At 43.2% G+C, this 14,325-nt stretch carries 15 protein-coding genes; 1 reads left to right on the top strand and 14 read right to left on the bottom strand.

What is annotated here, in order from left to right; all coding sequences use genetic code 11:
* Nucleotides 1-272 precede the first annotated feature (272 nt).
* Nucleotides 273-860: a hypothetical protein gene (locus tag K2P83_RS10815; protein ID WP_292929045.1), complete on the bottom strand. Its 588-nt coding sequence runs from the start codon at nucleotides 858-860 to the stop codon at nucleotides 273-275.
* 408 nt (nucleotides 861-1,268) lie between these two features.
* Nucleotides 1,269-2,543, bottom strand: a complete 1,275-nt coding sequence (lplT, locus tag K2P83_RS10810) for a lysophospholipid transporter LplT (protein ID WP_292929043.1) — start codon at nucleotides 2,541-2,543, stop codon at nucleotides 1,269-1,271.
* A 256-nt stretch (nucleotides 2,544-2,799) separates the two neighbouring features.
* On the opposite strand from lplT, the gene alr reads away from it, so the two are divergent.
* On the top strand, nucleotides 2,800-3,876 hold the full coding sequence (gene alr / locus K2P83_RS10805) for an alanine racemase (protein ID WP_292929041.1): 1,077 nt from the start codon (nucleotides 2,800-2,802) through the stop codon (nucleotides 3,874-3,876).
* 52 nt (nucleotides 3,877-3,928) lie between these two features.
* On the opposite strand, the gene K2P83_RS10800 is transcribed toward alr, so the two are convergent.
* The 12 genes from K2P83_RS10800 to K2P83_RS10745 all read right to left on the bottom strand — a co-directional run bounded on the left by K2P83_RS10800 (nucleotide 3,929) and on the right by K2P83_RS10745 (nucleotide 14,262).
* Complete coding sequence (locus tag K2P83_RS10800) at nucleotides 3,929-4,723, bottom strand: peptidylprolyl isomerase (RefSeq protein WP_292929039.1); 795 nt, start codon at nucleotides 4,721-4,723, stop codon at nucleotides 3,929-3,931.
* 158 nt (nucleotides 4,724-4,881) lie between these two features.
* Complete coding sequence (locus K2P83_RS10795) at nucleotides 4,882-5,184, bottom strand: YciI family protein (protein ID WP_292929049.1); 303 nt, start codon at nucleotides 5,182-5,184, stop codon at nucleotides 4,882-4,884.
* Nucleotides 5,184-5,795: a septation protein A gene (locus tag K2P83_RS10790; protein ID WP_292929037.1), complete on the bottom strand. Its 612-nt coding sequence runs from the start codon at nucleotides 5,793-5,795 to the stop codon at nucleotides 5,184-5,186. Before K2P83_RS10790 ends, K2P83_RS10795 begins: the two co-directional genes overlap by 1 nt.
* Before the next feature lie 70 nt (nucleotides 5,796-5,865).
* Nucleotides 5,866-7,017, bottom strand: coding sequence for an FAD-dependent oxidoreductase (locus K2P83_RS10785; protein WP_292929035.1), 1,152 nt, complete (start codon nucleotides 7,015-7,017; stop codon nucleotides 5,866-5,868).
* Nucleotides 7,017-7,181 carry a rubredoxin gene (locus K2P83_RS10780; RefSeq protein WP_292929033.1) on the bottom strand — a complete coding sequence of 55 codons (165 nt, stop codon included), beginning with the start codon at nucleotides 7,179-7,181 and terminating at the stop codon, nucleotides 7,017-7,019. Before K2P83_RS10780 ends, K2P83_RS10785 begins: the two co-directional genes overlap by 1 nt.
* A gap of 179 nt (nucleotides 7,182-7,360) precedes the next feature.
* Nucleotides 7,361-8,125 carry a VacJ family lipoprotein gene (locus K2P83_RS10775; protein WP_292929031.1) on the bottom strand — a complete coding sequence of 255 codons (765 nt, stop codon included), beginning with the start codon at nucleotides 8,123-8,125 and terminating at the stop codon, nucleotides 7,361-7,363.
* A 182-nt stretch (nucleotides 8,126-8,307) separates the two neighbouring features.
* Nucleotides 8,308-10,401 carry a M3 family metallopeptidase gene (locus K2P83_RS10770; RefSeq protein ID WP_292929029.1) on the bottom strand — a complete coding sequence of 698 codons (2,094 nt, stop codon included), beginning with the start codon at nucleotides 10,399-10,401 and terminating at the stop codon, nucleotides 8,308-8,310.
* 74 nt (nucleotides 10,402-10,475) lie between these two features.
* On the bottom strand, nucleotides 10,476-11,750 hold the full coding sequence (locus tag K2P83_RS10765) for a dihydroorotase (RefSeq protein WP_292929027.1): 1,275 nt from the start codon (nucleotides 11,748-11,750) through the stop codon (nucleotides 10,476-10,478).
* A gap of 11 nt (nucleotides 11,751-11,761) precedes the next feature.
* Nucleotides 11,762-12,721, bottom strand: coding sequence for an aspartate carbamoyltransferase catalytic subunit (locus K2P83_RS10760; RefSeq protein WP_292929025.1), 960 nt, complete (start codon nucleotides 12,719-12,721; stop codon nucleotides 11,762-11,764).
* Nucleotides 12,718-13,224 (bottom strand): bifunctional pyr operon transcriptional regulator/uracil phosphoribosyltransferase PyrR, encoded by a 507-nt coding sequence (gene pyrR / locus K2P83_RS10755; RefSeq protein ID WP_292929023.1) that lies wholly within the window; start codon nucleotides 13,222-13,224, stop codon nucleotides 12,718-12,720. The genes K2P83_RS10760 and pyrR overlap by 4 nt, the downstream gene beginning before the upstream one ends.
* Nucleotides 13,211-13,675, bottom strand: coding sequence for a Holliday junction resolvase RuvX (gene ruvX, locus K2P83_RS10750; protein WP_292929021.1), 465 nt, complete (start codon nucleotides 13,673-13,675; stop codon nucleotides 13,211-13,213). The genes pyrR and ruvX overlap by 14 nt, the downstream gene beginning before the upstream one ends.
* Before the next feature lie 23 nt (nucleotides 13,676-13,698).
* Nucleotides 13,699-14,262 carry a YqgE/AlgH family protein gene (locus K2P83_RS10745; protein WP_292929019.1) on the bottom strand — a complete coding sequence of 188 codons (564 nt, stop codon included), beginning with the start codon at nucleotides 14,260-14,262 and terminating at the stop codon, nucleotides 13,699-13,701.
* Nucleotides 14,263-14,325 lie beyond the last annotated feature (63 nt).

Raw genomic sequence — 14,325 nt, 5'->3', positions numbered from 1 at the left:
TTGAAAAACTTAACTGATTCCTTCCGAAATTCCTGACTATATTGTGTGCGGGGTAATTCCATCTTCATCCTCCATTTCATGTCTTCATTTTATGAAACTTCGGACTCCATGAAAATCAGCATACCTCAGATCTTCTGGGATCATCTCCAGAAGTTTCTTGGCCTCCTCCATATCGCCTGTTTGGTTGCGCTGAAGCAGACCCAACACAAAGAAAAATCCCAAAACGCCCGGAAAGAATACCTTACGCCTGCCGTTCTCCTTGCGTAATAGGCTTAATCCTTCCCGATAATATTGCAAGGCATTGTCTTGATCTCTTTCAGCAGAAAGAGTAATCCCCAACAAGCGCGCTCCCGGTAGCCGGCCTGGCAACGGGACAGCGCGGCCTGTGCGGCTTGCATCTCACCTCTTAAAATAGAGATCAGTGCCATGCAAAATTGCCAATCTTCAGGGGCAGTTGATCCCTCGCACGTTTCGCATAACAGATCGAAGGCCTCTGCCTCTAATCTCCAGCTTCCCGCCTGCTGCAACAGGATTAACGGCAGAGCCGGTTCTCTGATTTTTGCAGGCAAGCGCACGAACCATTCACGCTCGAAAGGATTGTCGCAAACCATCGCATAAATCGGCATGGGGTCGGGCCAGCGTTGAGGAAGGCCATTCCAGTAGGAATACTTCAGCCGTTCCAACATTGCGAATAAGCGTTCAATGTAGAGCTCGTCCGCCCGATAAATACCAATGCGCACTTCCCGAATCAGTTCGTCATTGTTGCGAAACTGGAAATCGCCTTTGGCGGCTTTCTGATAGGTTGCTTGCAAAGGCGAGGCGAGGCGCACCAGTTCGACATAGTTGTCCGAAAGTTCCATTCGCGACGAGTTTGCGCGTTACCGGTTCGGCGATGAGCCTGTTACACCTTAGACCGTGACTACTCCACAATGATCTATTGACTTCGATCACAGACCATTGCGCTGCAGCAACTCCAGCTTGATTTTGGCTGCTTCATCAGCGCTTAGAATCTTGCTCAATGGTGTTGTGATTTGCGATTTGCTGAGCCCTCCCCAAGCTACAGCCGACAAATTGACTGCACAGCCTGCTCCGCTGGAGTAGATTGCTGATAACGTTCAAGCAATTGACTGCGTTCTACCTTGATCGAAACAGACATAGACTGATCTTTAACAACTACACACAGTATGGTTTGACATATTTAATAGGAATGCATAATCCCGATCTTTCTGAACTTGAGAAATCACACAATTTAATAGCCGATTCAATAATTAATGTATCTTCCTTGCACCAATCAAATGCAGTGAATCTTCTTTACTTTGATTGAGCAGATGCCATTTTCTGATCAACGCCATCATAACCGATACAAATAATCCAAAAGCGACGATAACCGTATAGATATGCACTTCCAGTAATATCAGCACGGCATACAGTGACAGCATCGTGAGGATACTTAAATTCTCATTGAAATTCTGCACTGCTATGGAATGCCCTGCTCCCATCAAGATATGTCCGCGATGTTGCAACAAAGCATTCATTGGCACCACGAAAAATCCGGCTAATCCGCCAATCAACATCAGCAAAACAATCGCGATCCACAAATCTTTTACTAGAATCATAGCCATCACAACTATACCCATCGCAATGCCCAGTGGAATCACTTTTACTGAATGCCTCAACGAGATCCATCGAGCCGCCATAATAGCGCCGATAGCGATTCCCACAGCAACCACGCCCTGAAGTTGCGCGGCTTGATTGAGTGGATAGTTCAGTGCCACTTCCGCCCATTTCAATACAATGAACTGTAGCGTTGCACCCGCTCCCCAGAACAAAGTTGTCACTGCAAGCGATATTTGTCCAAGTTTGTCCGTCCACAGCAGCTTTATACAATGAGCAAACTCATGAATCAGATAAAATGGATTCTTATTTGGAATACGATGATCTACCCCTGTATTTGGAATGTACAGATTAAATAACGCTGCAACAGCATAAATGATGGCTATCAAAAAAATACTGCTTTCTAGTGCACTATCAATGCCTGTTTCAATAACAGGAAAATCGAATTCCATTAATACATTTGCAACAGCCGGCGTAATCAGAATACCGCCCATTACAGTACCTAATACGATGGATGTCACCGTTAATCCTTCAATCCATCCATTCGCGATCACCAGTTTTTCCGGCGGCAATAATTCCGTCAATATGCCATATTTTGCAGGTGAATAAGCTGCTGCGCCTAGACCTACAACCGCATAGGCAGCCATAGCGAAATATTGGTGCGCAGCGATAAATAATAATCCGCAACCTATGATTTTAATAGTATTGCTAATAAACATGACGCGTCCTTTTGGCATAGCATCTGCAAATGCACCAACAAAAGGAGCAAGGATGACGTAGAGCAACACAAAGACAAACTTCAGCATAGGCGTTAAATAGGCGGGCGCATGCAGATCAATTAATAATGCAATCGCCACAACCAGCAACGCATTATCTGCCAAAGAAGAGAAAAATTGCGCCGCCATAATGGTGTAAAAACCGCGTTCCAATCTATTTCCTTGTAAGTTTATTTTTCTAAAACCGTCAGTTATTAAGTCATTCTTTTTTTTCAGTCACATAGGCAAAAATTACTGATATGAATTTCTAAAAATCAATAATTCAAATGCGAACGCCAGGTTAGCATATCATGCTGGTTAGATAATTAAACTATCACCGCATAAAAACTGAATCAGCCAACCAAATTTAGATTATTATAAAAAACCTGAGAGTCTTACTCGTATCTGCTTATACCCTGAACATAAATTAATGCCACGCCCTACCCAAGCTTTTATAAACCTCTCTGCTTTGGCACATAACCTGGTTATAGTACGTCAATATGCCCCACACGCACGCATCATGGCAATTCTTAAGGCAAATGCCTATGGTCATGGATTACTCCACGCTGCCAATGCTCTAAAAGATGCTGATGGATTTGCACTCTTAGAACTTGATGCCGCAATATGTTTACGCGATGCCGGTTATCGACAGCCTATCCTACTTCTGGAGGGCTTCTTCTCTACAGAAGAATTGGCACTATTTGAGCAGTACCAACTCAGCGCTGTTATTCACCATCCTGAGCAAATTGTTATGTTGTCAGATTCTAAATATCACAAGCTAGATTTATTCATAAAAATCAATACTGGCATGAATCGTTTGGGATTAGCACTTGAACAACTTCCACAAACAATCAAGAAGCTGACCGGGAATCAATATAAAAATCGAATCACATTGATGACACATTTTGCCTGCGCTGATGATCCTGCGGAGGCAGAAAGTGTGACACAGCAATTGAAATGCTTTGAGGCAGTTACTAAAGGGTACAGTTATCCGCATTCACTCGCAAACTCAGCAGCGATCATCCGCTACCCAGAAACCCATAGCGACTGGGTTCGCCCCGGTATCATGCTGTATGGTGCTTCGCCATTCCCGGACAAAACAGCACTAGAGCTTAATCTGCAACCAGCTATGACACTGTCAAGTAAAATCATTGCGATACATGATTTAAAAACCGGGGATAGAGTCGGTTATCACGGTCTTTTCCAGGCTGATCATCCAATGCGCATCGGTATCGTTGCATGCGGCTATGCAGATGGATACCCACGTCACGCACCGACAAACACACCCGTGTTGGTAAATAATCAACGTAGCCGATTATTAGGTAGAGTATCGATGGACATGCTTGCCGTAGACCTGACGGGCATTGAAAATGCAGGGCTAAATAGCTCGGTTATTCTCTGGGGCGAGGAAGTATCTGTTGATGAAGTAGCTCACAATGCTGAAACAACTAGCTATGAGCTACTGTGTGCATTAGCACCACGAGTAGAAAGGATTGTTTCAATATAGAACACAATTCTACAATCCGACCTACCGGGTATAAACACAGAATGATAGGGTATTATTCTACTTTTGCTTTACTGCGTAAATCTTGTACAACCGTCGCGAATTCACGTTGTAATACCCGTTGCTGTATATTCTGTTTTACTTCCTCAAACGCTGGGACTTCCATTGCCCGTATATCCATTAATTGGATTACATGCCAGCCGAAAGAAGTCTGCACGGGTTGTTCTGTCAATCCACCTTTCGATAATTTCACCAGTGCTTCAGAAAAAGGTCTGACATAAGCTGCTGGTGGACTCCAGTTAAGTTCACCACCATTTTCCTTGCTACCATCATCTATAGATTTTTCCTCAGCAATTTTGGCAAAATTAGCACCTTTCTTGAGACTAGCGATAATATCCCGGGCTACACTTTCGCTTTCCACTAGAATATGTCGCGCTTTATATTCTTTATCACCCATCTGCACTTTCAGAACTTCATATTCTTTACGTAAAGTATCATCATTAACTGCATTACTCTTTATGTAATCCGCTTGGAATGCTCTGACTAGGACTGCTTGGCGAGATAATTCAAGTTGCGCAATCACTTCTGGATCCTTATCCAGTTTCTTTTTGGTCGCTTCTTGCGCGAGAATCTCTTCTGCAATTAGATTTTCACGCAAAGCCTTTCTCATTTCCGGACCATCTGGCTGGCCCTGCGCAACATTCGCTTTCACCATCAATTCCAGGCGCGATTGCGGAATTGCCACACCATTCACTTTAGCTACAACGCCTGTCGACTGAGCTTGAGCTGATAGGGCAACCAAGCCCAGAATACTAACTACCATTACTTGTGAAAATTTCGTCAAACGCATGGAATTTCCTTTTTTGAGATTTGGATAAAATTTATATTCGCCAGAATATATCGCCGAAAGAAAGTATACGCCTTAACTGAATAGACGTGAATCTTTACATACCACCATTTACATTGAAACAACTTGAAACTATTAAGAGAAGTACAATTACAATCGCCTTATGCAGGCAATACCTTTTTAAAAGGTTTAACAGCCACTTTCCGGTAAACGCCTGAGCTAACATAAGGATCTGCATCCGCCCAAGCTTGTGCTGATTCCAGGGATTCAAACTCTGCCACAATCAGACTGCCTGAGAAACCTGCCGATCCCGGGTCTTGGCTATCGATAGAGGGGTAAGGACCTGCTAGAATTAGCCGCCCTTCCTCTTGTAATGCTTGAATTCTTTTTAAGTGTTCTGGACGCACTGCCATTCTTTTTTCTAGGCTGTTCGGCACATCTTCACCATTTATGACGTAAAGCATCATCTCTCTTTACTCGCCTTATTTTCTATTTTTTCCAAACTATCTAGCTCATTGACAGTTACATTTTCAACTACTGCTGGCTGCATATCCTTCAGATATTTTCCGATCATCATCATTTGCACTATTATAAAAACAAGCATTAATCCTGTAGCCCCAAATAATTTGAATGTAACCCATGTATCTACCGAAAAACTAAATGCGACATAAAGATTGATACAGCCCATTGTTAGAAAGAAACTAACCCAACTCAGATTGAGCCTGTTCCAAACAAACGATGGTACAACAATCTGCTTTTCTAGCATTGTCTGAATTAAGTTTTTTCTGAAAATTAGATTCGATAACAGCAAAACAGTTGCAATGAGCCAATACAGTACTGTTGGTTTCCATTTAATAAATGTTTCATCTTGGGATATTAATGTAGCGCCACCAAAAACTACAATAACAGCCAGATTTATCCACATCATCTTATCCACTTGACGACGACGGAACCAAAGCCAACCAATCTGCACAATCGCTGCCACGATAGCAACAGCGGTTGCAATAAAAATATCATACAGCTTAAAAGCCAAGAAAAATAAAATAACCGGAAAAAGATCAAATAAAAATTTCATCGTTACAAATACACAGTATTTATATTAACAGCCAATTAAAAAACTGGTTACCAGAAAGAAAAAAAGTTTCTTACATCAATACAGGAGGTAACTGGGCAGTAAGATTATTTTTTTCCTTAGTCGCCGCACCCAATAATGCATAACCTAGTAAATTTCCGGTTTCATCCCGATAAAGTGCTTTTACACCATCTTTATCAGCATCTACATGCCACTCTCCCTGGATACTAAAATCCGGCGGCGAAACTACTGTTAAGCATGCCGGTGTTTTTACGATTACTGGCATTGCTGGATAAAAGACTGGGGTTGGATTACCTGAGAGTGTTGCCGCTAAAGCTCGAGCTGCGTGCGTAATCGGCATCACAAAAGGTAAAACTTTTCCTTCAACTTCCGCACAATCACCCAGAGCAAAAATATTACTAAACTGAGTTTGCAGCAAGCGATTGACCAGAATACCCCGATTAACCGGAATGCCCGCTGCTGCGGCAAGTTGCGTGCGTGGGCGCAATCCCACAGCGGACAACACAATATCGGTTTCGATCGATGCATCATTTGCAAACGTTACGCATAAACCATCGCGTACCTGATCAATCGATTGTGTTGAAGCATTTAAATGGAAAACCACACCCGATGCTTCCAATTTTTTCTGTATAAAAATACCCCCCGCAGACGGCAAAAGACGGCCTAGCGGCTGAGCGCTGATATCTATCACATCGACATGGTAGCCAGTAGTTGCCAGATCGTTGGCAAATTCACAACCTATCAAACCTGCTCCAATAATACTGACTCGTTTTTTCCCAACCAGTGCATCACGAAATTTCTTATAATCATCGAGATCGTTAATAGTTAGTATTTTTGCCACACCATCTCCCGATAATGGCAAACTCACTTGATCAGCACCTAATGCTAGAACCAGTTGATCATAAAATATTTTTTCACCGCCAACCAATATCACTGCACCCCCAGGTTGATCAATAGCCGTCACACGGCAATGCGGGCGGATAGTAATTTTCAGTTGTGATGCCATTTGAACAGCATCGCTATTCAGAATGGACTCAGGATTTTTACCAGACGATAAAGCATTTGACAACATCGGTTTGGAATAAAAGCCGCCATGATCGGCAGATATCATAACGATGGGAAGCTCAGCTTTCAGTTTACGTAACTCACGCGCCACCGCATAACCGGCCAATCCGCTTCCTACAATCACCACCGGATTAACCATTAGACTTCCACCATTTCAAAATCAGTTTTACTCACTCCGCATTCAGGACAGGTCCAATCTTCCAGAATATCTTCCCACCGCGTACCTGCTTTAATACCATGCTCTGGATCACCAGTTGATTCATCATAAACAAATCCGCATATATTACATTGGAATCTTTTCATCTATTTTCACTTTCTTTATCTGAATTGATAAAAAAATATGCACATTGATTTAGGAAAAATTTTCCATCAATCAATGTGCTTTATTTAATCTGCCTATCACAATGCCTATAATAAGGAATGCTATACCAATTACTTCAAAAGTTAGCAATGTTGAAGACCAGAATCAGCTTCGGTATTTCTTATTTAGCCTCACTACTATTGTTCACTAAGCTAGTACGTCTTTGTAAATAGGCGTCACGCGTGAATTCATACTTATCCAATGCAGCTTCTTCGAGAGTTTTATCGTCATCAAGAAACTGTGCCCGTGCATTGATCGTCCTTGCAGTAGCAACCGGCAAACGAAGAGCCACCTCATTAATATAATCAACATTTTTCATAAAAACCCCTGTTACCCCTTGCGTAACGGGATCCATAAAGAAACTATCAACTGCGAGTCCAAACGTATCACGCGCGGAACTTGGTCCCAACAAAGGCAGTACGATATAGGGTCCACTGCCGATACCGTAATGCCCCAGTGTCTGACCAAAATCTTCATTACGCTTATTAAGATTAATATCGCTTGCTGCACTGATATCACTGGCAATATCTATCAAGCCGAATATACCAAAGGTGGTATTAATCAATAATCGTGTACTGCTGGCAAGTGCACTCTTATAATTCAATTGAAGAACAGAGTTAGTTATCACCACCACATCATTTAGATTGGAGAAAAAATTCCCAACGACCAATTCGACAGGGTCGGGAGTAACCTTCTTATAACCTCTGGCAACCGGATCAAAAACATTGTCATACACCATTTCATTAAAATTAAAAACAGCACGATTCATGGGTTCCAGAGGATCATAAGGGCCATTCTGGTTATTCGTTTTCGTTGAAGCACAACCGGTTAATAACAAACTTAATACCAGACAAGCAATAGCTTTGAAACGGATAATATTAATCATGTTCTTATTTATTCTAGTAAAAATTCAATGGATCTTGCCACATTTATAAAAATGGTTCAATACACGCAAAAATTAAAAAGCCTTTAATAAATCAAATATCAAGTCTTGAATATACGACAAATACTCTTACTACTTTATAATATAAGAATTTTTAGTCAGCAACACCATACAATCCTTTCCATTCAGGCTGTTTCCATCCCATTATGGCGCAGCAATGCGTCTAACTCAGGTTCACGTCCCCGAAATGCGATAAACGACTCCAGTGCCGAACGGCTCCCTCCGACTGCAAGAATCTCTTCAAGAAAATGCAAACCGGTCGCTGCATTGACAACTCCATCGGTGGCGGTTTCTTCAAACATACTGTAGGCATCTGCTGACAATACTTCAGCCCACTTATAACTGTAATAGCCCGCTGCATAGCCTCCCGCAAAAATATGCGCAAAACTATTTGGGAAACGATTAAAGTCGGGTGGAATAATTACAGCAACATCTCTGCGAATATCATTCAGTAACTGTAACACAGTCTTGCCACCATTTGGCTTAAAATCAAAATGCACATGCATATCAAAAAGCGCGAACTCAATCTGCCGTAGCATCTGCAGCCCACTCTGAAAATTCTTGGCTCTCAGCATTTTATCAAATAGGTCTCTGGAGAGTGATTCGCCTGTATCAATATGTTGCGTCATCCCAGTCAATACATCCCATTCCCAGCAAAAATTCTCCATGAATTGGCTGGGCAGTTCCACCGCATCCCATTCAACACCATTAATACCTGACACACCTAAATCTTCAACTTGTGTTAGCAGGTGATGCAAGCCATGACCAAACTCATGAAATAATACGATCACTTCATTATGGGTAAATAAAGCCGGGCGGGTCTGTTGATTAATAGTTACAGGTGCTGAAAAATTACAAGTGAGATATGCAACAGGTATCTGTATGGCTTGGACTCCTGTTTGCTGATTCTCAATTCGCCGGCGTGTAATGGCATCGGCCATCCAAGCACCCCCCCGTTTTGTAGGTCGTGCATAGAGATCCAAATAAAATTGACCGATTAGTTGACCATTGGCGTCATGAATATCAAAAAACTTTACATCCGGGTGCCAGCACTGAATATTGCTTGAAGCCGCTGTGGAAACGATACGGATACCATATAGCTTCTCCACTACTTTAAACATGCCTGCGAGTACTTTATCCTCTGGGAAGTATTGTTTAATTTCCTGATCAGAAAAAGCATAGCGTTCTTCACGCAATTTTTCACTAACATAAGCCAAATCCCAAGCTTCCAGTTCTGGCAAATCTAGCTTCTCTGCTGCAAACTGCCGAAGCGCTTGCAAATCCCGCTCAGCATATGGTTTTGCTTTAACCGCTAACTTCCCAAGAAAATCCAGAACCTGCTGCGGAGAAGTCGCCATTTTTGTTGCTAGTGAAACTTCAGCAAAATTCTCGTAGCCAAGCATTTGCGCCGCCTCTAGGCGCAATGCCAATATCTTATTAATGAGCGGCATATTATCCCTATCCGCTCCAGCCTGATTATCCAACTCACTGGCACGGGTGGCATACGCACGGTACATTTTTCCCCGAAAATCCCGATTCTCGGCATATTGCAACACCGGAAGATACGATGGCATATGCAGGGTGAATTTCCAACCAGCCTTGGAATCTGCTGCAGCCAATTCCTTAGCTGTCTGTAACACATCGGCCGGGATACCCGCTACAGTTTCTGCATCCTCAATGAATAATGAAAAAGCATTCGTAGCATCCAATAAATTATCATTAAACATTGAAGATAAGCTCGATAGCTCTTCTTGGATTTGTAAGAATCGCTGTTTTTTTTCAGATGGCAATTCTGCACCGCCTAAACGAAAATCTCTCAATTCATTTTCTATAATTCGTTTTCGCGTTGGAGTCAATTGATCAAATTCCCTACTTCCACATAACTGTTTAAACTTTTCAAATAACAGCAAATCTTGAGACAATTCGGCATAAAACTGAGTAATAATCGGAAGATTCTCATTATAGATTTCCCGAAGCCGCGGGCTGTTCATCACCGCATTTAAGTGCGACACCTGCCCCCAAGTGCGTGACAATCGCTCACTCGCATCTACCATTGGTTGTACAAAATTTTGCCAGGTGGGTGGGTGATCATCGCCACGTACTTTTTCAACTACTGCACGGTTCTCTCTCAGAAGCAAATCGATGGCTGGTGTAATATGCTCATCCTCTATTTCTGCAAAACGAGGCAGTCCAGAAAAATCAAGTAATGGGTTTGACATACTGCTCCAATTAATCAGTTAAATAAATTGTGTCGTGTTATTTCTTATGGATAACAAACAAGATATCCCGTCGTTCAACGTTCATAAACAATATGACCATTCACCAGAGTATATTTAACACTCCCCGGTAACTCCATACCCATAAAAGGCGTGTTTTTCCCTTGACTCAAAATAGCTGATGCTGTCACTTTCCAATAATAATCAGGATCAAAAATACAGATATCTGCAGCACTTCCGACAGATAGATCCCCCGCATCAATACCCAGTATTCTTGATGGGTCGGATGTAATTTTTGCCAATACTTTAAGCAAAGGCAAGCGCAATTCATTGCCCCATTTTAAAGTTAATGGCAGCAATAATTCCACGCCTGTTGCACCAATCTCAGACTGACCAAACGGCAGCAATTTAGCATCCTCATCTACCGGCGCATGATCAGAACAAATCGCATCAATCGTACCATCTAATAAACCATTGCGCAGCGCGTTTCGATCACTCAAACCACGTAGAGGCGGCATCAGATGACAATTCGAATCAAAGAAACCAATATCCATATCAGACAAATGCAGATGATTAATCGTCACATCACAAGTTATCGGCAGACCCTGCTGCTTAGCAGCGCGAACCATTGTTAATCCTTCCGCACTGGAAATCCGGCACAAATGCACTCTGACGCCTGTTTCTTTGGCCAATAAAATGATATTCGATATGGCTATTGTCTCCGCACAGACAGGTACTGTGGGCAGACCCAGCCGTGTTGCCACTTCCCCATCATGTGCAACACCGTCATTTGTCAAGCTGATTTCTTGTGGACGTAGCCATACGCTAAAGCCAAAGGTAGAGGCGTATCGCATTGCCTGCATGAGCACCCGTAAATTAGGTAACAAACCATCCGGCTGGCCAAAAACAACACATCCTGCGTCGTTTAATTCGGCCATTTCGGTCAAGCGTTCACCGCGTAGTCCTTGAGTAAGCGCCCCGATGGGATAAACATGCGCCTGATTAAGATTCTTAGCACGATGTTTCAGCATTTCTACCAGACCCGGCTCATCTAACGGAGGATCCGTATCCGGCGGACAGGCAAAACTTGTTACCCCTCCGGCGACCGCCGCCTCCATTTCGGATTCAAGAGTCGCTTTATACTCCAGTCCAGGTTCACGCAAGCGTACAGATAAATCAACCAGACCCGGACACACGATTAACGATTTAGCATCAATAACACGATTGGGCTGAAATTCATTAGGAGCCACACCTATTGCAATGATTTTACCTTTCGCAATAAAAATATCCTGAACAGCATCAATGCCCTGCTTTGGGTCAATAAACCGTCCTTTTCTAATATGAATTTTCATAATGACGGCCTTCAGATCTGATTGCCGGCCAGAATTGACATCACAGCCATCCGCACCGCTATACCGAATGTAACTTGAGGCAAAATTACCGACTGTTTGCCATCCGCAACCGCAGAGTCAATCTCTACACCGCGATTCATCGGACCAGGATGCATGACGATCGCATCATGCCGGGCGAGAGCTAATTTCTCCGGAGTAAGGCCATAGTATTTAAAAAACTCCTCCGGGCTGGGTAAATTCGCACCTTTCATCCGTTCATTTTGCAAACGCAGCATTATCACCACATCAACATCCTTCAATCCTTTCGCCATATCGTGATAAACATGCACACCCAGACGCTCCACCATTCTTGGCAACAAAGTTTTAGGTGCAATCACACGTACCTCCGGCACGCCCAGTGTAGTCAATGCATGAATCTGAGAGCGCGCCACTCGGGAATGCAGAATGTCGCCGACAATAGCCACGCGCAAGTTATGAAAATCATGCTTATAGCGCCGGATCGTAAACATATCCAGCAAAGCTTGTGTCGGGTGTGCATGACTCCCATCACCGGCATTAATCACATGAATATCTGACCGGACATGCTTGGCAATCAAATGAGCAGCACCGCTCTGAGCATGCCGAACAATAAACATGTCCGCATTCATCGCGGAAAGATTGTTGACGGTATCCAGCAATGTTTCACCCTTGGATTGGGCAGAAACTGCAATATTGAGATTGATGACATCTGCGGACAAACGTTTGGCAGCGATTTCAAATGTCGTTCGTGTGCGTGTACTGGGTTCAAAAAAAAGATTGAATATCGATTTTCCACGCAATAATGGGATTTTTTTGACATCTCTTTCAGTGACACCCACAAATGATTCGGCGGTATCCAATATATGCAGCAAAATAGATGCCGGCAACCCTTCCGTTGTCAGCAAATGCTGCAGCACACCATTCTCATCCAGTTGTGGATTCCCATTGATCATTCTGGAAGGCGCTTATCATACAAATTTAAACTTAACTTTCCGTTCTCTTCCCTTTTCAATTCCAGCATTTTATCAACTGGCAATTCAAGCGCTATGCCGGTATATTGCGCAGCAATCGGCAATTCCCTGCCGCCCCGGTCAACCAAGGTGGCCAAACTAATTGAAGCAGGGCGGCCATAATCAAATAACTCATTGATTGCCGCACGAATTGTTCTCCCGGTATACAGTACATCGTCAACCAGTATGATATGTGCTCCCTCCACTTCAAAAGGTATTTCCGATGGTTTAACCTGTGAATGTAAGCCAATTTTATCGAAATCATCGCGGTAAAAAGACACATCCAGTGTCCCTAGCGGCTGCGTAACCCCTAGTTCCTGGTGCAGACGTTCAGCCAGCCATACGCCACCTGTGTGGATACCCACAAGCACAAAATCTTTATCACCTTCGGATCGTATTTTTTTTGCGAGACTTTTGAGTAAAATCTCAGCGTCAGGTAATTGCATGCTGTTCATCAAAAAATGATTGGAGTATTTGTTGTGCCGCAACTTGGTCCAGCACTGATTTTTGTTTTCTCCCGGTAACTCCCACTTCACGTAACGCGGCACTAGCCGTTTGGCTAGTATAACGTTCATCTTGCAAGACCACTTTGATGTTAAAACGCCCCGTCAAACGTCGTGCAAAGCGTTGGCTTAGTTGTGTCATCTCATGCGCCGTCCCATCACTACTCATGGGCAAACCAACCACAATTAAAACCGGTTTCCAGGTTTCAATCAATTGCGCTATCACAGCAAAACGCCGTTCTGTCACCTCACTATCGATGGTCAAAAGAGAACGCGCTATACCCAGCATATTATTGCCAATAGCTACGCCAATACGGCTCCTTCCAAAATCAAATGCTAATACAACCCCTTGTGGAATCTGTTCTAGTAACTGATACTCCGTTTGCGCATCCATGAAATTATCGTCCGCAATGATATCTACGCATGCCCAATTTCATTGGACAGATTCGCACAATTCGTAATGCCCAGTAATTGCATTGCAGCGGGTAATCTTTCTTCGGATGGCATATCAAATATCACATTTGCCGATGCTGGTACCGTTAACCATGCATTCTGTGTTAGCTCATGTTCAATTTGACCCGCAGCCCATCCAGCGTAACCCATCGCAATTAGCACTTGCTCAGGTCCCTCGGCATTTGCTATGGCTTTTAAGATATCCAATGACGTGGTTAAGCCTACTTCTTTATTGACAACAAGGGTAGATTGCCATTTACCTACCGGATGATGCAACACAAATCCACAGTCTAATTGCACAGGCCCGCCAAAAAGCACAGGTATTGATTCTGCGAGAGAATCCGTCTGCGGGATACCAAGTTGTCTAAAAAGATTAAACAAAGTCAGGTCAGTGGGCCTGTTAATGACGATACCCAACGCGCCCTGTTCATTATGCTCACAGATATACGTTAGAGTCTTGGAAAATACAGAGTCTGCCATTGTTGGCATAGCGACTAAAAAATGATGTGTCAGATTAACATTTTTCATTGCAGAAGTTTTTCTTCACTGATTGCTTACTTGATCGCTCTGATTTCTCTTTCTTGCCCAATG

It is taken from the genome of Nitrosomonas sp., from assembly GCF_019752415.1.
GTDB lineage: Bacteria > Pseudomonadota > Gammaproteobacteria > Burkholderiales > Nitrosomonadaceae > Nitrosomonas.
Note: the sequence above shows the minus strand (reverse complement) of the source record. Positions and strands in the feature narration are given on the sequence as shown.